18 protein-coding genes are annotated in these 19,525 nt (G+C 40.7%); 1 reads left to right on the top strand and 17 read right to left on the bottom strand.

Going from position 1 to position 19,525, the window contains the following annotated elements; genetic code table 11:
• Positions 1 to 8 precede the first annotated feature (8 nt).
• The 6 genes from mutS to ACYQ1I_RS16250 all read right to left on the bottom strand — a co-directional run bounded on the left by mutS (position 9) and on the right by ACYQ1I_RS16250 (position 7,671).
• Complete coding sequence (mutS, locus tag ACYQ1I_RS16275; protein WP_459767195.1) at positions 9 to 2,645, bottom strand: DNA mismatch repair protein MutS; 2,637 nt, start codon at positions 2,643 to 2,645, stop codon at positions 9 to 11.
• A 164-nt stretch (positions 2,646 to 2,809) separates the two neighbouring features.
• Complete coding sequence (gene miaB / locus ACYQ1I_RS16270; RefSeq protein ID WP_459767193.1) at positions 2,810 to 4,228, bottom strand: tRNA (N6-isopentenyl adenosine(37)-C2)-methylthiotransferase MiaB; 1,419 nt, start codon at positions 4,226 to 4,228, stop codon at positions 2,810 to 2,812.
• A 595-nt stretch (positions 4,229 to 4,823) separates the two neighbouring features.
• Complete coding sequence (locus ACYQ1I_RS16265) at positions 4,824 to 5,681, bottom strand: energy-coupling factor ABC transporter ATP-binding protein (RefSeq protein WP_459767191.1); 858 nt, start codon at positions 5,679 to 5,681, stop codon at positions 4,824 to 4,826.
• Complete coding sequence (locus ACYQ1I_RS16260) at positions 5,666 to 6,391, bottom strand: energy-coupling factor transporter transmembrane component T family protein (RefSeq protein WP_459767189.1); 726 nt, start codon at positions 6,389 to 6,391, stop codon at positions 5,666 to 5,668. The genes ACYQ1I_RS16265 and ACYQ1I_RS16260 overlap by 16 nt, the downstream gene beginning before the upstream one ends.
• A gap of 18 nt (positions 6,392 to 6,409) precedes the next feature.
• Positions 6,410 to 7,075: an energy-coupling factor ABC transporter permease gene (locus ACYQ1I_RS16255; RefSeq protein ID WP_459767187.1), complete on the bottom strand. Its 666-nt coding sequence runs from the start codon at positions 7,073 to 7,075 to the stop codon at positions 6,410 to 6,412.
• Positions 7,076 to 7,239: 164 nt separating this feature from the next.
• Complete coding sequence (locus ACYQ1I_RS16250) at positions 7,240 to 7,671, bottom strand: flavodoxin (RefSeq protein ID WP_459767186.1); 432 nt, start codon at positions 7,669 to 7,671, stop codon at positions 7,240 to 7,242.
• 277 nt (positions 7,672 to 7,948) lie between these two features.
• Here ACYQ1I_RS16250 and ACYQ1I_RS16245 point away from each other — a divergent pair, with 277 nt between their 5' ends.
• Positions 7,949 to 9,145, top strand: coding sequence for a pyridoxal phosphate-dependent aminotransferase (locus ACYQ1I_RS16245; RefSeq protein ID WP_459767184.1), 1,197 nt, complete (start codon positions 7,949 to 7,951; stop codon positions 9,143 to 9,145).
• Positions 9,146 to 9,197: 52 nt separating this feature from the next.
• Here the strand turns inward: ACYQ1I_RS16245 and ACYQ1I_RS16240 are convergent, their stop codons facing one another.
• From ACYQ1I_RS16240 to ACYQ1I_RS16190, 11 genes are all read right to left on the bottom strand, one after another.
• Positions 9,198 to 9,818, bottom strand: coding sequence for a helix-turn-helix domain-containing protein (locus tag ACYQ1I_RS16240; RefSeq protein WP_459767182.1), 621 nt, complete (start codon positions 9,816 to 9,818; stop codon positions 9,198 to 9,200).
• A gap of 221 nt (positions 9,819 to 10,039) precedes the next feature.
• Positions 10,040 to 11,038, bottom strand: coding sequence for a M42 family metallopeptidase (locus tag ACYQ1I_RS16235; RefSeq protein ID WP_459767180.1), 999 nt, complete (start codon positions 11,036 to 11,038; stop codon positions 10,040 to 10,042).
• Positions 11,038 to 12,060: a M42 family metallopeptidase gene (locus ACYQ1I_RS16230; RefSeq protein WP_459767178.1), complete on the bottom strand. Its 1,023-nt coding sequence runs from the start codon at positions 12,058 to 12,060 to the stop codon at positions 11,038 to 11,040. The genes ACYQ1I_RS16235 and ACYQ1I_RS16230 overlap by 1 nt, the downstream gene beginning before the upstream one ends.
• Positions 12,051 to 13,100, bottom strand: a complete 1,050-nt coding sequence (locus ACYQ1I_RS16225; protein ID WP_459767177.1) for a M42 family metallopeptidase — start codon at positions 13,098 to 13,100, stop codon at positions 12,051 to 12,053. Before ACYQ1I_RS16225 ends, ACYQ1I_RS16230 begins: the two co-directional genes overlap by 10 nt.
• A gap of 22 nt (positions 13,101 to 13,122) precedes the next feature.
• Positions 13,123 to 13,899 carry a CheR family methyltransferase gene (locus ACYQ1I_RS16220; RefSeq protein WP_459767175.1) on the bottom strand — a complete coding sequence of 259 codons (777 nt, stop codon included), beginning with the start codon at positions 13,897 to 13,899 and terminating at the stop codon, positions 13,123 to 13,125.
• A gap of 95 nt (positions 13,900 to 13,994) precedes the next feature.
• Positions 13,995 to 15,155, bottom strand: coding sequence for a 30S ribosomal protein S1 (gene rpsA / locus ACYQ1I_RS16215; RefSeq protein ID WP_459767173.1), 1,161 nt, complete (start codon positions 15,153 to 15,155; stop codon positions 13,995 to 13,997).
• Positions 15,156 to 15,264: 109 nt separating this feature from the next.
• Positions 15,265 to 16,116, bottom strand: coding sequence for a 4-hydroxy-3-methylbut-2-enyl diphosphate reductase (locus tag ACYQ1I_RS16210; protein ID WP_459767172.1), 852 nt, complete (start codon positions 16,114 to 16,116; stop codon positions 15,265 to 15,267).
• Positions 16,117 to 16,241: 125 nt separating this feature from the next.
• A complete protein-coding gene (cmk, locus tag ACYQ1I_RS16205) occupies positions 16,242 to 16,898 on the bottom strand; it encodes a (d)CMP kinase (RefSeq protein ID WP_459767170.1) in 657 nt (218 codons plus the stop codon).
• A 236-nt stretch (positions 16,899 to 17,134) separates the two neighbouring features.
• Positions 17,135 to 17,575 (bottom strand): hypothetical protein, encoded by a 441-nt coding sequence (locus ACYQ1I_RS16200; RefSeq protein WP_459767168.1) that lies wholly within the window; start codon positions 17,573 to 17,575, stop codon positions 17,135 to 17,137.
• 17 nt (positions 17,576 to 17,592) lie between these two features.
• Entirely contained in the window at positions 17,593 to 18,825 is a 1,233-nt protein-coding gene (locus ACYQ1I_RS16195) for a BaiN/RdsA family NAD(P)/FAD-dependent oxidoreductase (protein WP_459767166.1), read from the bottom strand.
• Positions 18,815 to 19,447 carry a histidine phosphatase family protein gene (locus tag ACYQ1I_RS16190; protein ID WP_459767164.1) on the bottom strand — a complete coding sequence of 211 codons (633 nt, stop codon included), beginning with the start codon at positions 19,445 to 19,447 and terminating at the stop codon, positions 18,815 to 18,817. The genes ACYQ1I_RS16195 and ACYQ1I_RS16190 overlap by 11 nt, the downstream gene beginning before the upstream one ends.
• Between the last annotated feature and the right edge of the window lie 78 nt (positions 19,448 to 19,525).

Raw genomic sequence — 19,525 nt, 5'->3', positions numbered from 1 at the left:
CCTTGCATCTATAATTGATTGAGCTTTTTTTGAAGCTGAGCCAACAGGTTGAGGGCCTCAATGGGGGTTGTATTTAAGAGATTGATTCCCTTCAGCTCCTCTAAAACTGACTGCTGATAAAGTACATCAAAGTTCATTTGAAGGGGGGCAGCCTCCTGGGGTTCCTGGGCTGCTGCTACTTCTTCCTCAACAGACTCAAGGTGCCTGGTCTTAACAATATCATTTTCTTCTAGCTGCTGTAGAATCTCATTGGCCCGGTGGATAACCTTAGAAGGGAGTCCTGCCAATTTTGCCACCTGTATACCATAGCTTTTATCAGCGCTGCCCTCAACGACCCTTCTCAAGAAAATAATGTCCTCTCCCTCTTCCTTTACTGCAATTCGATAATTTTTAACCCCCTTAATCTTTCCTTCCAGCTCTGTCAGCTCATGATAATGGGTAGAAAAAAGGGTTTTAGATTTTAAAAGCTTACTGATATGTTCAATAACAGACCAGGCGATACTGAGTCCGTCAAAGGTACTGGTTCCTCGTCCGATCTCGTCTAAAATCAATAGGCTGTTTTCTGTGGCACAATTTAAGATATTAGCCATTTCACTCATTTCAACCATAAAGGTACTTTGGCCTTGAGACAGGTCGTCGCTGGCCCCTACCCTTGTGAAAATTCGATCTACAATACCAATGGTGGCCTCCCTGGCGGGAATGAAGGAGCCTATTTGAGCCATCAATACAATGATGGCCACCTGCCTCATATAGGTAGATTTTCCAGCCATATTGGGCCCGGTAATGACTAAGATTTGGTGCTGGTCGTGATCCATACAGGTATCATTATGGACAAAGTGCTGGCTGCCCAGCATTTTTTCTACCACAGGGTGCCGGCCCTCCTGAATATGTATGCGGCCCTCTGTATTCATCTGGGGCTTAACATATTGGCCTTCTGATGCTACCTCGGCCAGGGAATGTAAAGCATCTAGGGCGGCGATGGAACCTGCTGTGGTCTGAAGCCTTTTTACCTGCCTGGCCACAATTTCTCTGACTTCAGTAAATAGCTGCTGTTCCAGGACGATGATCTTTTCTTCCGCACCCAGTATTTTTGATTCCATTTCCTTAAGCTCCGGTGTAATATAGCGTTCGCAATTGGCCAGGGTTTGCTTCCGAATATAGTCCTCTGGTACCAGCTTTAAGTAAGATTTTGTTACCTCTATGTAATAGCCAAAGACCTTGTTGAAGCTTACTTTTAAATTCTTAATTCCGGTCTTTTCCCTTTCAGTCTGTTCTAAGCCGGCAATCCATTGCTTTCCTTCTTTAGAGGCCAGCTGAAGCTCATCTACCTGGGGGTGATAACCGGCCTTAATCACACCACCCTCCTTCAGGGTAAGGGGTGGTTCGTCGATAATGGCCCGATCTATCAAATCAGTGATATCATCAAGGGGATCAAGCTGATCATACAATGCTTTGATTAGTCCCATACTTGCCTGCAACAACCCTTTGATTTGGGGTACCTGCCTTAAAGAGGTCTTTAAAGCCACCAAATCTCTGGGATTGGCAGAGCCATAGGCCACCTTTGCCGCCAATCGCTCAATATCGTAGACCTGTTTTAAGGAGTCCTTCAGTTCACTTCTTAGTAGTAAATTATCCTTTAAAGCCTCTACGGCATCCAGACGATGATTAATTTTATCAGGATTCAGCAGAGGCTCCTCAATCCATTTCCTGAGCATTCTGCCCCCCATGGCCGTTTGGGTTCGGTCTAAGACCCAAAGCAATGAGCCCTTTTTACTTCTGCTTCGGATGGTTTCAGTCAGTTCTAAATTTGACCGAGTGGTCAAGTCTAAAACCATGGTTTCGCTGATATGATATACCTTGAGCTGATTGATATGACCCAAGGTTCTTTTTTGGGTGGTGCCGAGGTAATCCAGTAGAGCCCCTGTAGCATTGATTCCCAGATGGTTTAACGTGAGTCCCAGGCCATCCAGGGCCATCAGTTTAAATTGTTTTTTTAGTTGATCACTAGCATAGGACAGCTCATAGCACCAGGGGGGCTGCAAATTGACCATCAGGTCAAACTTCTTGGGAAGCTCTTGAAGTATTGTATTCTTAAAGGAGTCGTCATCTATGTAATAGATAATTTCCTTAGGTTGAATTTTGGAAACTTCATCAATTAATTTCTGTTTTGATTCTGCTCCAATTATTTCAGTGGTCTTTAGCTCTCCTGTGGTTAAATCGCCATAGGCAATCCCCCATCCCTGTGGGCAGCCATAAATTGACATAATATAATTATTTTTTTTCTCATCAATCAATTGGGTATCCATGATGGTACCGGGGGTAACGACCCTAACCACATCTCTTTTAACGATTCCCACAGCCTGGGAGGCATCCTCCACCTGTTCACAAATGGCCACCTTATAGCCCTTGGTGATTAAACGATCAATATAGCTGTCAACTGAGTGGTAGGGTACACCGCACATAGGTGCCCGCTCGGCTTGTCCACAGTCTCTGCCTGTTAAGGTGATTTCCAGTTCCCTTGAGGCTGTTTCAGCATCTTCAAAGAATAATTCATAAAAATCCCCTAACCTGAAAAAAAGCAATGCATCCTGATATTGCTTTTTAATATCAATATATTGCTGCATCATGGGTGTTAGTTTATTCAAGTAATCCCCTCCCTTTCCTGAACATGGTTCTTAAAACCATTATAGCAAATTTGAAAAATCTAAACTATAGAAGTAACAAAATAAAGGACTTTTTAAAAGGCATGGAAGCTAAAAATCCCAGGGTTTTAATGTAGGCCTCCACTGGGATTTTATTTCTTCCATCGCTATTTAATCAGCTCACCGTTTAAGGAGAAGGTTTTTGGGTCAGTTATTTTCACCTGCACCAGCTTTCCAATGAGAGATTCATCACCATTAAAGTTGACCAGCTTGTTTTGACGGGTTCGCCCCATTAAACGGGCGGGGTCGGTTTTACTGGGCCCCTCCACCAGAACCTCTACGGTTTTATTTAAATATCCCTCGTTAATTGTACCACAGATGGCATTTACCCTTTCTACCAGGCGGTTAAAGCGCTCGTGCTTAATAGCATCGGGAACTTGATCTTCAAGTTTGGCAGCAGGGGTTCCTTGCCTGATGGAGTACAGAAAGGTAAAGGCAGCATCAAAGCCAACGGTTTCAACGATATCAAGGGTATGCTGAAAATCTTCTTCCTTTTCACCCGGAAAACCAACAATAATATCGGTGGTAAGGGACACATTGGGAACCTTCGCCTTAAGCCGGTTCACCAGATCTAAGTATTTTTCCTTTGTATAGCTGCGGTTCATGGCCTTTAATATGGTATTACTTCCGGCCTGGAAGGGTAAATGTACATGTTCGCATACCTTTTCACACTGGGCAATGGCATCAATCAGTTCTTGGGAAAGATCCTTAGGATGGGAAGTCATAAAGCGAATCCGTTCAATTCCCTCAATTTTATTTAACTCATATAATAGATCGGAAAAGGTAACATTCCCCTCCAGGGATTTTCCATAGGAATTTACATTTTGGCCCAATAGCGTAATTTCTTTTGTTCCATGCTGAGCCAGATCTGTAACCTCTGCCACAATATCGGCCATATCCCGGCTTCTTTCCCGGCCCCGGGTATAGGGAACAATACAATAGGTGCAAAAATTATTACAGCCAAACATAATATTGACAAAGGTTTTAATATCATATTTCCTGATAACCGGTACACCTTCGACAATTTCCCCCTCCTGCTCCCATATATCCACCAGCATGTTTTCTGAATGCATGGTGTTTACCAAAAGCTCGGGGAACTTATGGAGGTTGTGGGTGCCAAATACCAGGTCCACGTGGCGATATTTATTTTTAATTTCTTCCACCACTTGAGGCTGCTGCATCATACAGCCACAAATAGCAATAATTAATTCTGGACGGCTCTTTTTTAAATTTTTTAAGGCTCCGAGGTTGCCATACACTTTTAATTCGGCATTTTCCCGAACACAGCAGGTATTAAAGATGATTAAATCAGCCTCGGCTTTGTCATCGGTTGCTTCATAGCCCATATTTTGCAGCATGCCTGCCAGCTTTTCAGAATCATGTTCATTCATTTGACAGCCATAGGTAACGATGATATATTTCTTTTTCTCTTTTTCTTGAAGATTTTTTTGCTTCATGGCTTCAATAAACTCTTGCTGCGACTGAAGGTCCAATGAAGTCACTTCATAGGTATTGTCTCTTTTCAACTTTGCTTCCTCCCTAATTTGACAAAATCATGGTTATGTTGTCATGAAGCTGGAAACGAGCTATCATGGATTTTTTTCATTTGGATAACCTCTATTTATTATATAACCTTTTGATTGTATTTATCAATTATAACCTAAAAAAAGCAATAAAAAAAGCCAGTTTTAGCTGGCTTTTAGGCAAATAAATCAGGCTGGGGAATATTTTCGTCATTTCGTCTTTACCCCAGGCAGCTAAAAGCCGCTGGAGGTTGATATTTAACCGGATCGGTCTGATGTCGCCACTCTTTTAAATAGCTTCTTAAATCCTTCACCTTGCCAGAATAAATAAATACCTTCATTTTACCCTACACCTCCAAAATAATACGAGTTAGCTTACTTATATTATATACGAACATTAGTTCGGTGTAAAGTTATTTTTCTATTTTTACTTAAAGCATTTTAGGATTATTCACCCTGTTCGCAGATAGCGGCATTAAACTTCAACTTACCTTATTTTTTCAGCTATGGCCCTTTTAATGGCCGCTAATTAGCTGTCAAGCATTTGATGCTTTTAAGATAAAGCCCTAGACTGATTAAACCTAAGGCTTGTCCAGTATTAGATAGACTCCCTTAATTTATTTTTATGCTGCTGCATGACTCCCGCCAATATGGCCTCTGCCTCTGCCAAGTTACTGGGCATGGGTAGGTCAAATCCCCTCTTTTTAAGGCGCATAAAGAGCTCAGTAAGAATCGGGGGTTGAAGGTGGGCCATTATTAAAGCTTCAATTTGAGAAAAAACTTCCTGGGGTGGGCCGCAGGTAATTATTTTTCCATCATGAATCACATAAATCCTGTCTGCTATCTCTGGAACCACATTAATATCATGGGTAGTGGTAATTAATGTCATCTGATGCTTCTGATTCAGATGATTTAGCAAATGGATCATTTCAATTTTTGATTTTGGGTCAAGGGCATCGAAGGGTTCGTCCATAATCAGAATCTTAGGCATCATCACCATGGCTCCTGCCAGGGCTACCTTCTTTTTTTGACCTCCGCTAAGATAATGGGGAATTTTACCCAGCAAATCTTCAATTCCCAGGCTTTTAGATACATTGTTAACCCGTTCTTGAATTTCCTGGGGGCCATAACCGTCATTTTTTAAAGAAAAGGCAATATCGTCATAGACCCTGGGGCCGATTATTTGTTCATCAACGTTTTGAAAGACAACTCCAATGTTTTTACGTATTTCATTAAAATGCTTACTGGGCTTAAGGCCCAGTACCTCTACGGTTCCTTCAAGGGGGGCCAAAAGGCCTAAAATATGGAACAGCAAGGTGGTTTTACCCGCCCCATTGGGCCCCAGAATAACGATTCGTTCTCCTTGATTCACTAAGAAATCTAACCCGCAAATATTGACTTCAGTTTTGTCAGGGTAAATGTGCTTTAGGCATTTTACCTTTATAATAGGTTCCATGGTATCACCGTCCCGATTAAAATAATAAGTCCCAGGGCAATAAGGCAGTAATCTAGGGGTTTAAGGGGCCAAAACTCATTGGTAACAGGAATTCCCCCCTGGTAGCCCCGAAGGCTATAGATTCGAAACATCCGTTCAGCCATTTCAAAGGAACGTATAATCAAAATTCCCAGAGCTCCTGCCAGGTTTTTTAGATTAAAAAAAGGATTAAGGGAGCGGTAGCCACCCCTAAGACGCATACTGGTCAGCAGATTTTCAATTTGATCTATTAGAATAAACAGCGAGCGATAGGTAAATAAAAAGATATCTACCAACAGCCCGGGCATAAAAAGAGATAAAAAGCCGAAAATATCAACATAGGGGGTGGTGGTGATTAGAAGCAGCATTGTCAGGGCGGACCCCACTGCCTTCAGCAGCACAATACTGCCTAGAAGCCATGATTGCTGGAATTGCAGAATAGCAAAAAACAGGCTGAAAACGATGGGATAAATCACCAAATGCCCCACCTGCCCCATGGGAACCTTTCCTAAATATATGAGCAGCAAAACTACCCCCATTAATAACCCTAACTTGAGCAGATTGTCAGTAAGGATAATGGAGGCAATCAAAGAGGCAGACAAAATCATTTTTGCAATGACTTTGCTTTGATGAAGGGGACTATTGCCATTTATTGATAGTTGGTCTATTTCAGCGATATGCACATCAATCACCTATACTAATTATATTTTTTACCTGGTCGAAGAAGCCACCAAGTCTGGTCTTACTCGAATAAAGTAACGAACAATTAAGGCTGTGGCCAGAGCCTCCAATAAGATACCGAGGCCGAAAACGACGATGAGGGCTGTCCAGCCTGTAAAGGTCAGGTATTGAAAATTAGCCAGGACACCATGATGATGGGGAGCAATTTCATTGATCCCAACAGCCGTTGAAACAATACCAATCATGAGGGACAAAGAAAGAATCAATGCCAGGGCAGTGGCAATCATTGTACTGGGCATTTGCTTGATTCGTTTACTGAGGATTCGGTATAGATAGCTTCCTACCAGTACCTCTGTTCCAATTACCAGAGTATTCAGTCCTACAATAGTGATTCCGCCATGACTGATCAGGGCCAGAATAAAATTGACAACAAATACAGCGATAAAGCCCAGACCAGGCCCCACCAATATACCTGAAAGTACGGCAAGACTAATATGTAGGGGCAGAATTCCCAGGGGTACTGACATGGCAATCATCATAATGGCGGCAACAATTCCAGTCATGGGAACTTTTTTTCTGATTTCATCCCCCTTCATTTTTTTCAGTAATAATGCCAGAATTAAAAAGGTGAAAACATACCCAAGTATCCACCAAATGGGGGAAATAACACCGTCGGGTATATGAAGATGGCTCATAAGTAATCCCTCCTAAATTTATTGCATATGATTTGCATTTATGTATAAATAATATTCCCTTTTTTTTAATTTGTCAAACCCCCAAAATGAAAAATTTATGGATTTTACCATAAAAAGAACTGCATCTCATAAGATGCAGTCTATTTTAAACAAGAAATCCTTTATTAGATAGCCTTTACCAATTGAGAGCCAAGCTGACGGCATTTTTCCAAATCCTCATCCTCAGGGGTTAAATTGATAATCAAGCCTTCTACAACTACCTTACTGTCATAAGAATCCATTCTTTCTTCCCAATCCTTCATCCATTCACCATTACCCCAATCATAGGACCCAAATAGTACAGTGGGCTTCCCGGTTACCTTCCCCTGCAACGATTCAATAAAGGGCTCCATTTCTGATTCCTCTAATACCTCTGAACCCATTGACGGGCAACCTAATGCAACTGCATCGGCTTCGGTAACATCCTCCACACTGGCTTGATCAACGCTCATCAGCTTTACTTCAGCGCCTTCTGCCTGGGCCCCTTCTGCTACCGCCTTGGCCATGGCCTCTGTGTTTCCTGTACCGCTCCAATAGATAACTGATACCTTTTTCATTGTATATGTACCTCCTTTGTTTTAATGAGAACGAATTTCAATTTCATTAACATTATATCCTCTTTCAAGTATTTTGTAAATAGGTTTTTTTACTTTTCTATATTGAGCATCCCTTTGAATCAAATGAAAAGGTTAACATGTCGTAATAGAAAAATGATTCTAAATATTTCAACTATTTACCCAATTGAAACATTTTGATGCCAAGGGCAAGAAAATATGTTATGATTAGTTTGGTATTAGTTAATACATATTATTTATTTATAGGAGGTTGAAAAGAATGAATTTTTCAAAAAGAATTGCAGCTATGCAAGAATCTCCCATTAGAAAACTGGTGCCCTATGCCCAGGGAGCAAAGGCCCAGGGAAAAAGAGTGTATCATCTAAACATTGGACAACCGGATATTGAAACACCCGCTGCCTTTATGGAAGCCGTTAGAAATGTGGAGGAAAAGGTTTTAGCCTATTCTCTTTCCCAGGGTATGCCGGAGTTGATTGACGAAATCATACGTTATTATAAAAAATATAATATGGAATTTGATAAGGATGAAATTTTAATCACCAACGGTGGTTCCGAGGCCCTTATGTTTTCGATTATTGCTGTGGCCGACGCCGGCGATGAGATTTTGGTTCCGGAACCCTTCTATACCAATTATAATGGCTTCAGCGCTGCCGTAGATGTGAAGGTAGCTCCCATTACCTGTCGTGCAGAGGATGGCTTCCATTTACCTTCTAAAAAACAAATAGAAGAAGTCATTAATCCCAGAACAAGGGCCATTATGCTTTCTAATCCCGGAAACCCTACAGGGGTTGTTTATACTGCCGATGAGATTGAAATGCTTGCGGATCTGGCTAAGGAGTATAATCTGTTTATAATTGCTGATGAAGTTTATCGGGAGTTTGTATATGATGGCTTAGCTTATACCAGCTTTGGAAACATAAAGGAAATTGAAGATCGTGTAATTATTGTTGACAGTGTTTCCAAGCGCTATAGTGCCTGTGGTGCCCGAATAGGCTCGGTGGCCAGCAAGAATAAGGAGCTAATTAAGCAAATCTTGAAGCTATGTCAGGGAAGGCTATGTGTTCCCACCCTGGAGCAAATTGGCTCTATTGAACTGTATAAAACATCTGACAACTATTTTAAACAAGTCAATGGGGAATATGACAAGAGAAGGAATATCGTATATGAAGGCCTTAAGGCGATCCCCGGGGTGTTATGTAAAAAACCAACGGGAGCCTTTTATGTCATTGCCAAGCTGCCGGTGGATGATGCTGAAAAGTTCTCTATTTGGATGCTGAAGGATTTTGATATGGCAGGTGAAACCGTTATGCTGGCCCCTGCTGAAGGCTTCTACGCTACCCCAGGTCTAGGAAAGGATGAAGTCAGAATTGCTTATATATTAAATGAAGCCGATTTGCAAAGAGCCATGGAAATTTTAAAGACTGCCATTAAGGTTTACCCTGGAAAAACCGTATAAATATAGTAAAAGGAGCTGAATCCTTAAGATTGAGCTCCTTTTATGGTGTGCTTCAGACTAGTTTTTGTTTTGATCTTTTATTGGAAAACAGCTTATCAAAGAAAGATACCTTTTGATTTTCTTTCCTTTTCAATTGATCCTTTAAATCGGCTACTTCATAGGATTTTTCCTTCACCTTCATCTTTAGCTTGGCATTTTCACATAATAGAACATCCTTTTCCTGGTTTTCCAAAAGACTTCGAAGGGCCTCAACCTTTTCAGAAAGCTCTTGAATTTCCCGTCGATAATCCAGCTCCTTTAAGGAATCCCGTAGCTCCATTTGCATGTATTGGAAGGCTTCCTTTACCCAGACTTCATTGCTGATATCGGTGGACTTTACTACTGGTTTAGATACGTTGCTGCTTATGGCTGTTTCTTGCTTTCCCCTGCTGTCCAATATCACCTTCGGCGATTTTAGTACCTGTCTGATTTGAGGATTTGTTAGCCCTTTTTCCTGAAGGCTTTTAATAAACTCCAGCTCCTCCAACTCCTTGTATGTAAAATACCGCCTGTTGGATTCATTCCGAGGAATTTTCAATTGAAATTCCGTTTCATAGTAGCGAATGACATGAGGTTGAAAACCTGTTATTTCTGAAGCCTCTTTCATTGTATAAATTTTGTGGTTATTTTTCATATGCTACACCCCCTTTTGACTGTTTCGATATAAAGGGGTACTTTTCCTATTGAAAATTAGTACTTTCGTCATACAAATTCAAGCAAAATCAGCGATAATTAGACCTATGGGAAGGATGTTATGACAAAATCAGCCTGCTTTTTCTATATTATCCTAAAAGCTTCAAAGCTCCAGTTCCCTTTCTGTAGAAAAAACAGAAAGGCAGGAGCTTTGAAGGGAGACTAAATTATTTCGTTTTCAATCAATTTTATGGTTAGTTCCACTGAATGTACAATATCTGATAGATAGGTCATTTCGCAGGAGCTGTGAATGTATCGGCTGGGTATGGAAAGAACCCCCGAAGGAACCCCTGACCTGGTTAAATGAATCGCTCCGGAATCGGTTCCACCAAATTCCAATACCTCCAGCTGATAAGGGATATTATGTTTTTTCGCCTGTTCGATCATATACCCTTTCACCTTAGGATGACAAAGGACAGAGTTATCCTTTATTTTAATGGCAGGACCAGCCCCTAGCTTGACGGCCATTGTTTTAGCCTTGGGGGTATCGCCAGTGGCAGTTACATCAAAGGCAATGCCAAAATCAGGATCAACGGCATAGGCGGCGGTTTTTGCTCCCCGAATGCCTAACTCCTCCTGGGTAGTGAAGACAAAATATAAATCATGTTTATTTTCCTTCATATGCTTTAATGCTTCAATCATAATGAAGCATCCAATTCGATCGTCCAGGGCTGGGGTGATGACCTTTTTACCATCTACAATAAAATCACTATAATAGACTGCAACATCACCGATTGACACCATCTTTTCAGCCTCTTCCCGGGATGCAGCACCAATGTCGATATATAGCTTATCAAGCTTTAAATCCTTTAGACTTTCCAGATGTTCACTGCCGATAACACCAACGATTCCGTTTTCAAATATAACCCGTTGTGACAAGGAGATGGAAGGAGAAATACCGCCAACATTGGTGAAGCGTAAAAAGCCCTTTTCATCAATGAAGGTAACCATCAGCCCAATTTGATCCATGTGGCCTGCCAGCATTAGCTTTTTGCCATTCCCCTTTTTTCTGGCGATCAGGTTTCCGAGGGAATCGGTATAAATTTCATCAACTAAATCCTTAATTTCATCTTCAATAAGCTCTCTTACCCGAGTTTCATTGCCTGAGGGAGAATAGATGCTGCACAATTCCTTAAGTAGTTCACTATCGACTGAATACATTACAGTAATCCTCCTTTACTCAATTTTTCAATATATTTAATTAATAATTGTTTTGTATAATTAACATCACCTTTACTTAAAACCGATACCGGTGAATGGATATACCGGCAGGGAACAGCTACAGAAACACAGGGAGTACCGGCCTTTGCCTGATGAAATTTCCCTGCATCGTTGCCACCAAAGGCTGTTTTTCTGTACTGCCAGGGAATTTGATTCTCTGTTGCAGTTTCAATCATAGCGTCTAACCACTTTCGATGATAAATGGAGGTTCGATCCATAATGGAAATGGCAGGCCCCCTATCTAATTCAGTTACCTGAAGATGGGGCTCCACCTCGGGAACATCAGAGCAGGTGGTACCTTCGATGACAATGGCTAAATCGACGTCAATCTGATTGGCTGCCACCTCGGCTCCCCGAAGGCCGATTTCCTCCTGTACCGTAAAAACAGCAGTAAGATTAATGGGCTGCTTATGTTTTAGCAGTTCAATCAGCAGGTAACAACCCACTCTGTCGTCCAGGGCCTTGGCCTTCACTCGATTTTTCCCAAACTCCCGGTAGGTACTGTCGAAGGCAATGTAGTCACCAATGGCTACATACTTTTCTGTTTCACCTTGATCACGACAGCCTAAATCAATATATAAATTATCTATGGATAGAGCCTTATTTCTTTCATCGGGTTTTTGCAGATGAATGGCCTTGGCGCCAATGACACCGGGAATTTTGTCCTTACCGATTAATACATGCTTTGATACCAGAATTCTGGCATCGATTCCACCAATTGTGGTAAAACGAATTAAACCACTGCTGTCAATTCCCTTTACCATTAGGCCCACTTCATCCATATGGGCTGCAATCGCTACATTTTTAGACTCATTGATTCCTTTTTTAAGGGCGATTATATTCCCCATGCGATCTATTTTTATTTCGTCAACATAATCCTTGATCTCTTCTAAAATAATTTCTCGAACTTCCTTTTCATTGCCAGAAATGCCGATGGCATTGGTCAGCTTTTCTAATAGCATAGAAATTCCTCCATTTCCTTATCATTTAAACCGACAACAAAGGAGGCAAGGAGCTTACCGGTCTTTTCAATATCTGAAAGGCTCAGAGTTTCAACCGAGGTGTGCATATACCGAAGGGGAATTGATAAAACCCCAGTAGCTACCCCTGACTTGGAAACCTGCATAGGCCAGGCGTCGGTGCCGGAACTGCCTGGAGCAACCTCCACCTGATAGTTTATATAATTATTTTTTGCCGCATCCTTAAGCCCTTGAAAAACAGCGGGATGAATATTGGGCCCCAGGGTAATGGCTGGTCCCTTTTCCAGTTCAATGGTATCATACTGATTTAATTCTGGAGTTCTGCCAAAACCCACATCAATGGCTAAACCAATGTCAGGCTCGATATCATAGGTAGCGGTGGTGGCACCACGGGTCCCCACCTCTTCTTGAACGGTGGCGGTGAAATAGACGGTGGCTTGGTGGTATAAATGCTTTAGCTCCTTCATACAAATATAAAGGGCTGCAATACCTGCCCGATCATCCAGTGCTTTTCCAGAAATTCGATCATTTTTTAAAGCTATAAGGCTTCGTTCAATGGTAATAACATCGCCGATTGAAATTCTATCCTTCAGCTCCTCCTTAGTGAAACCGGTATCAATCATTAGCTCTTCAATTTTTAAGGCTTTGCTTCTTTCGGCTGCATCAGTCAGATGAGGCGGCTTTACTCCAATAATGCCATAGACCTTTTCCCTTCCATGGATTACAACCTCCTGGCAGGGCAGGGTTCTTTGATCTACACCACCAATATTGGTAATCCGAACAAAGCCCTCTTCGTCGATTTCCTTAACCATCAGCCCAATTTCATCCATATGGGCCGCCAGCATAATTTTACTTCCCGTTGAATGACCCTTTTTGATTCCGGTTACGTTTCCCAGGGAATCTACTTTGACTTCGTCACAAAATTCGCCAAAGGCCCTTTGAATTAATTTTGAAACCTCCGCTTCATGGCCTGAAACTCCTGCTGTTTCTGACAACAGCTGAATAAATTCTTTGTTTTCCACTATATAGCCTCCCTTCAAAATTCTAGGATCCCATTTTTTTATAAAAAAAGGTCTTTACGGGCGTTAGTTTATATCGGTGGGGTAAAATAATTTGTTCGGTGCTGCCCACAAACAAAATTCCGTTAGGGTCTAGGGCATGGTGAAATTTATGGTACATCATGCCCTTGGTTTCTTCCGTAAAATAGATCATTACATTTCGACAGATGATTAAATCACAGCTATTGGGATAACTGTCTGAAAGTAAATTATGCTTATGGAAGGAAACTTGATTTTTGATAATATCTTTTATTTGATATTGATCATTTACCCTAGTAAAATATTGGTTAACAAAATCCTTGGGAAGGTTTTCAAGGCTCTTTGGGGAATAGATACCTGTCTTGGCCTTGGAAATGGCTCCCATGTCAATATCTGTAGCGTAGATTTGAATATCCCGCAGGGGAAAAAACCTCGTCAACAGCATTGTCAGGGAATAGGGCTCTTCACCTGTAGAACAGGCAGCACTCCATATTTTTAACCTTGATTTCCTCTTTAATAGTTCTGGGATAATTTCCTTTTCTAGGGCTTCCCATTGCTGAGGATTCCGGTAAAATTCCGACACATTAATAGTTAAGTAGTTGATAAATTCTTCATAAAGGCGGCTGTCCTTGCACAGCGCATCGAAATAGCTTTCGTAGGATTGATGGTTATTTCGGGCAATAAGGGATTCAATCCGTCTTTTCATTTGTCTTTCTTTATAGCTGGCCAGGTCAATTCCTGTTTTTTTATAGACCCTACTGATAAAGTTTTCATAGCCTTCCATTCTATTAGTGTCACCCCTTTTTTGCAAAAAAATTAGTTGATCTCTGGCTTTGCTGCATAAATATGTCAGTTTTTTATGTTGAAAAAATAAAGAGTCTAGGACTCTTTATCTTCTTCATTAACATTACTGATTACATCACCGATAGTCACAGGGGAATCATCACTGGTAAATTCAGTTTCTTCCTCGACCTCAGTCTTGTTTGCAGCAGCGATGCTTAAGCTGATTCTCTTTTGTTCAATATTAATATCGAGTATTTTTGCCTTAACCATTTGACCCAGCTCTAATTCTTGAGATGGCTTAGTAACATATTTTTCGCTGATTTCAGAGATATGTACTAATCCGTCAACACCTGGCTCTAATTCAACAAAAGCACCATAATCAAGCATTCTAACTACCTTACCCTCGACAACATCACCGACCTGGTATTTTTCGCCGGCCACTTGCCATGGGTGGGGTCTGGTTTGCTTTAAGCCTAACGATATCTTTTCCTTTTCCTTGTCAAGGTCTAAAACCTCCACCTCAACACTATCACCAACCTGTAAAATCTCCCTTGGATGCTTTACTCGATTCCAGGATAAATCGGAAATATGAATCAGACCATCAATACCGCCAATATCAACAAATGCCCCAAAATCAGCAATGTTTTTAACCTCGCCTTTAATTCTTTGACCCTTCTCGAGCTTTGCAAAGATTTCCTTTTTAATTTCTTCCTTTTCCTGCTTAAGGACTATTTTTCTTGAAAGAACAACTTTGTTACGTCTTCTGTCGATTTCAATAATTTTTGTATTAAAGCTCTTTCCTATATACTGAGTAAGATCCTCTACATAGGAATCAGAAATTTGACTTGCTGGTATAAAGCATCTAATTCCTCTGGAAAGGGATATAACGCCTCCCTTAACAACCTCGATGACCTTGGTTTCCAGTAGGGCCTCGGTATCTTTAATTTTCTCCAAGTCATCCCAGCCTTTTTGCAGATCTACTCTTTTTTTAGATAATAGAACATTTCCCTCACCATCATCAACCTTAATAACATAGACTTTAATTTCATCGCCTATGGCTACAAGGCTTTTGGGATTTACAGTATGATCGTTGGTGATTTCCTCCTTCGGAATGATTCCATCGGATTTATAGCCAACATTGACCATGATTTCATTATCGGTTACGTTGATCACCTTTCCTGTAACAATGTCTCCTCTATGTAATCTCACCATAGATTTTTCAATTTCATCCATAAAATTTTGCATCTCATTACTCATTATAATACCTCCCGATATTTATCTTTTATAGTGCAAGGTTGTTTTTTTATTTTGAAGCATATGGAAAATTAAAATTCTCCTAATATTTATAAATCCCTCAAGAGAGATTTTATTCTAAATGGTTTAATCGATTGACCACTTCCTCAATGATCCATGGAGGTGTAGAAGCACCTGCAGTTACACCCACCACATTAAACTGCTTCAGCCGATGAAGGTCTAATTCTTGAGCGGTCTCTACATGGAAGGTGGTATCGGGTTTTTGCTCTTTACAAATGGCAACCAGTTTTTGAGTATTAGAGCTATGATAGCCCCCTACGACAATGATGGCATCAGCTTTTTTTGCCAAACGTTTGACTGCATCCTGTCGCTTTTGGGTGGCGTGGCATATTGTATTAAATATTTTAATTTCCTTTCCCCTGTCCTTTAAAAGCTTAGCCAGCCGATGATAATGGGGAATGGACATAGTGGTTTGAACCACTACACAAAGAGGCATTTCATTGTTGGGAATCCTTTCAATATCTTCCTCAGTTTGAATAATGATCCCTTCATTATTACACCAGCCATTGATACCAATTACTTCTGGATGATTAGGGTTACCGATAATCACAATACAATATCCCTTTTCATGATGCTCCTTTACGATATCTTGTATTCTTTTTACAAAGGGACAGGTAGTATTAATGATCTTTTCAGCCTTTTTACTGGCTGCGTCATAGATTTCCTCCGAAACACCATGACTTCTAATGATAATATTACCCTGATCCCTTATTTCGTCAAGGTTTTCCACCACCTTAACCCCAGATTGCGCCAATTGCTCAACCACCTGAGGATTATGGATAAGGGGGCCTAGGGAGTAAATTGGTTTTCCTTCTTTGTTTAGCTTGATTTCATCAAAGGCCTTATCGATCGCTTTTTTCACACCAAAGCAAAAACCAGAGTGTTCCGCTAATATAACCTTCATAGGTACCTCCTATGATTATTGATTGACAGAATAACACAATAGACGACTTATAAAAATTCGATAAATCATTCTAAAATCCTGCCTCTTCTAAAAATATTTTACCTGTAATAATATAGAAAAAAATTCTATTTCTGTTGTTCCAGATGATCAATTATTAACTGACAAACCTTGTCAATGGTTAGACCTGTAGTGTCTATTTCAATTGCATCAGAAGCCTTTACTAGTGGGGAAGCAGTTCGTTCAGAGTCCATTTTATCCCGGTTGATAATCTGATTTTTTATTTCATCCAAAGCTACTTCAGCGTTTTTTCTTTTAAGCTCCATATATCTTCTAAGGGCCCGCTCGTGAACCGAAGCCGTTAAAAAAATCTTTAATGTGGCTTCAGGTAATACATAGGTGCCAATATCCCGGCCGTCCATGACAACATTATCCTGGGCGGCAATTTTTCTTTGCATGGCTACCAACTGTTCCCTCACCTCGGGAATTTGAGCCACATGAGAAACATACTGGTTTACTCTGGCTTCCCTTACAGCTTCATTTACATTAATACCATTTAAAATAATGTTGCCTTCAATAAATAAAATTTCTGTGGTTTGGGCGATTTTAATAATTTCAGAAATCTCGTCGATGGGAATCCCCTTGTTTAGCACCTCCAAGGTAAGGGCTCGATACATGGCACCGGTATCTATGTATGTAAAGCCTAAGGTATTAGCTATTTTTTTCGCGATAGTGCTTTTCCCGGCACCGGCCGGGCCGTCAATGGCAATTTGTACAGCCTTCATCAAATACCTCCTACGAACAATAATAAACCACCAATTTTGGTGGCTTCAGTCTGATAAAAACCCATTTTCTTTGACATAACAGTACAGTCCATAGCTCCCTTTTAAAAGCTTTGGAAGACTATTGTAAAAAACTGAAAATAAAGGTAACTTTAATCAGTCTGGTTATAAAATGTTTAAATTTTGTAATAAGAAATATTGCTATACAAATTATACCCTAGTTTATCGATTTACTCAAGTCATAGAAGACGAATAAGAGCAATTGTTGTTAATTGATCTTGGATAATGGAATTTTGGTATAAATAGGCTTTCTTTATATTATTCCCACCCGAAAGGTTGAGGGAAATAGGCTCTTTACTATTTCCCCTGGCCTGAATCAGATCATGCTCTTTTACAGTGAGATTTACGGTCTCTTGGTCAGAAAGGGTTGCCACGGCTTGCCCGTTTAAATAAATGTCAATTCGGATATTGGGCTTTGAAGAAGCAAGGCCAATGGTGAGGGTATCGGTTTGACTGACGAGGTGTTGGAGATTAAAGGGCTCATCAGGGTTGGAGGAGGCAAGGCGCAGCTGATGATTGTAATAAATATAGCCATTGATTAGGATGACAGCCAAAAAAAGCACCAGTAATAATGCAGTTAGTGTTTTTTCCAGCTTTTTAATTACAGTATGGGACATCATTAATCAGCTCCTAGCGGTTAAAGTAATCTTCCTGCCAAATAGCCTGTAGAAAAGGCAATTTGAAGGTTATAGCCCCCTGTTAGGGCATCAACATCAATCATTTCGCCAGCGAAATACAGGCCCTTGATCAATTTTGATTCCATGGTTTTAGGGTTAATTTCCTTTACGTGAATGCCTCCGGCTGTAACGATGGCCTCCTTAATATCCCTAAGACCCTTCACCTTAAAGGGCGAATCCTTAAGTCCATTTAGAAGGGTTTCTCTATTGGCCTTACTTAATTGATTAAGGGGCTGTTCACCGTTTAAACTGAGAATTTCAAGAAGCTTATCTGCAAAGCCCCGGGGCAGCAGCTCTGCAAGGTGGCTCTTTAACTGTTTGTTTCCTTTATTTTTTCCGGATTCTATTAAAAAATCCTCTAATTCATTCCTTGTAAGTTCCGGTAAGAAATCAATATGGATGGTAATGGGCTTTTCATCAAGGGCACGGTTAATATACGAGGAAAGCTGTAGTACTGCCGGGCCCGACAGACCAAAATGAGTAAAAATCAGAGGACCAACCATTTCTATGGTTTTTTTCTTCTGAAGATTGACAAAAAGCCGAACCTCCTTCAGAGAAATACCCATTAAATCTCTTATCCAAGGCTCCTTTAATTCAATTGGTACCAGGGCGGCCCTGGGGGGTATAAGGGTGTGGCCTAGTCCTTGTGCCATTTTAAAACCATCTCCGCTGCTGCCTGTGGCAGGATAAGACATTCCTCCGGTGGCTAAAATCACTGCATCTGCTTTTAAGGAGTTCCCTTCGGCCAGTTGAACACCTTTGATTTGTCCCCCCTCCACAATTAGCCTTGAAACAGGGGAGTGATATCGTATTTCAACATTCATCGCCTTTAATTGCCGGTGAAAAACGCTAATAATTTCCTGAGCCTGATTGCTTTCAGGAAAAACTCTGCCCCCTTCTTCTACCTTAAGGGCCACCCCCTGCTGCTTAAATAAATTCATAAGATGTACACTGTTAAAAATACTAAGGGCACTATATAAAAACCGGCTATTGCTGACAGTCTTTTGAAACAACATTTCCGAGCCATTTATATTGGTCAGATTACACCTGCCGCCACCAGTAATACTAAGCTTTTTACCCAGTTGATTATTTTTCTCCATTAAAATGACCTTATTTCCAGATTCCGCAGCAGAAAGGGCTGCCATTAAACCGGCAGCGCCACCTCCTACGATGATAACATTATTATTGCCCATTTTTATCAACCTCTAATCTTATCCTATAGGTTATTTCATTATATTTTATCAATACAGGGCCCCTTTCTTTAAATTCAATTACGTTCAAGGCACAATTATCCTGTTTGAGCTTATAAAATTGAGAGAGATTCATCTCTAAAAAAGCCATCAGGTATAGCTTTATAATGGTACCATGGCTAACGATTAAAAGCGTATCTAATTTAGAATTTTCAATAAGTGTGTTTATATAGTGAAAAATTCTTTGCTGGGCCGCCCTAAGCTCTTCTCCATCAGGAATATTTGCCATATGGGGCTGTTGGTGCCAGGAATCCAATTGACGGGGATATTTTTCTTTAATTTCCTTTAGGGTTAAGCCTTCCCATTTTCCAAAGCCTAATTCCATCAGCTCATCGGTATAATAAATGGGAATTTTCAGCGTTTTACTGATGATTTCACCTGTCAAGGCCGCTCGTTTAAGGCTGCTGCAGTAAATTTCCTGAATTCCTTCTGTTTTTAAGGCCTTGGCCAATTCTTGAGCCTGTATTAGCCCCCTGGGTGTTAATTCAGAATCACTTCTTCCCTGGGTTCTTCCCTCTCGATTCCAATTGGTTTCGCCATGGCGTACCAGATATATCTTTTTCATTCAAGCTCATCCCCTGATTTTTTTATAATCTTTTAAAAAGCTTTTAACTTTATGATAATTAAAGAGAACCTTTCGTCT

Source organism: Alkaliphilus crotonatoxidans (assembly GCF_054658015.1).
The sequence above is the reverse complement of the archived record's forward strand: the minus strand, read 5'-3'. Positions and strand labels throughout refer to the sequence as shown.

Bases quoted from the DNA above. Each gene is read 5' to 3' on its own strand.
- ACYQ1I_RS16265 (WP_459767191.1), bottom strand. From the start codon at position 5,681: ATGGAACCTATTATAAAGGTAAAATGCCTAAAGCACATTTACCCTGAC.
- ACYQ1I_RS16255 (WP_459767187.1), bottom strand. From the start codon at position 7,075: ATGAGCCATCTTCATATACCCGACGGTGTTATTTCCCCCATTTGGTGG.
- ACYQ1I_RS16250 (WP_459767186.1), bottom strand. From the start codon at position 7,671: ATGAAAAAGGTATCAGTTATCTATTGGAGCGGTACAGGAAACACAGAG.
- ACYQ1I_RS16245 (WP_459767184.1), top strand. From the start codon at position 7,949: ATGAATTTTTCAAAAAGAATTGCAGCTATGCAAGAATCTCCCATTAGA.
- ACYQ1I_RS16240 (WP_459767182.1), bottom strand. From the start codon at position 9,818: ATGAAAAATAACCACAAAATTTATACAATGAAAGAGGCTTCAGAAATA.
- ACYQ1I_RS16235 (WP_459767180.1), bottom strand. From the start codon at position 11,038: ATGTATTCAGTCGATAGTGAACTACTTAAGGAATTGTGCAGCATCTAT.
- ACYQ1I_RS16230 (WP_459767178.1), bottom strand. From the start codon at position 12,060: ATGCTATTAGAAAAGCTGACCAATGCCATCGGCATTTCTGGCAATGAA.
- ACYQ1I_RS16220 (WP_459767175.1), bottom strand. From the start codon at position 13,899: ATGGAAGGCTATGAAAACTTTATCAGTAGGGTCTATAAAAAAACAGGA.
- rpsA (WP_459767173.1), bottom strand. From the start codon at position 15,155: ATGAGTAATGAGATGCAAAATTTTATGGATGAAATTGAAAAATCTATG.
- ACYQ1I_RS16210 (WP_459767172.1), bottom strand. From the start codon at position 16,116: ATGAAGGTTATATTAGCGGAACACTCTGGTTTTTGCTTTGGTGTGAAA.
- cmk (WP_459767170.1), bottom strand. From the start codon at position 16,898: ATGAAGGCTGTACAAATTGCCATTGACGGCCCGGCCGGTGCCGGGAAA.
- ACYQ1I_RS16200 (WP_459767168.1), bottom strand. From the start codon at position 17,575: ATGATGTCCCATACTGTAATTAAAAAGCTGGAAAAAACACTAACTGCA.
- ACYQ1I_RS16195 (WP_459767166.1), bottom strand. From the start codon at position 18,825: ATGGGCAATAATAATGTTATCATCGTAGGAGGTGGCGCTGCCGGTTTA.
- ACYQ1I_RS16190 (WP_459767164.1), bottom strand. From the start codon at position 19,447: ATGAAAAAGATATATCTGGTACGCCATGGCGAAACCAATTGGAATCGA.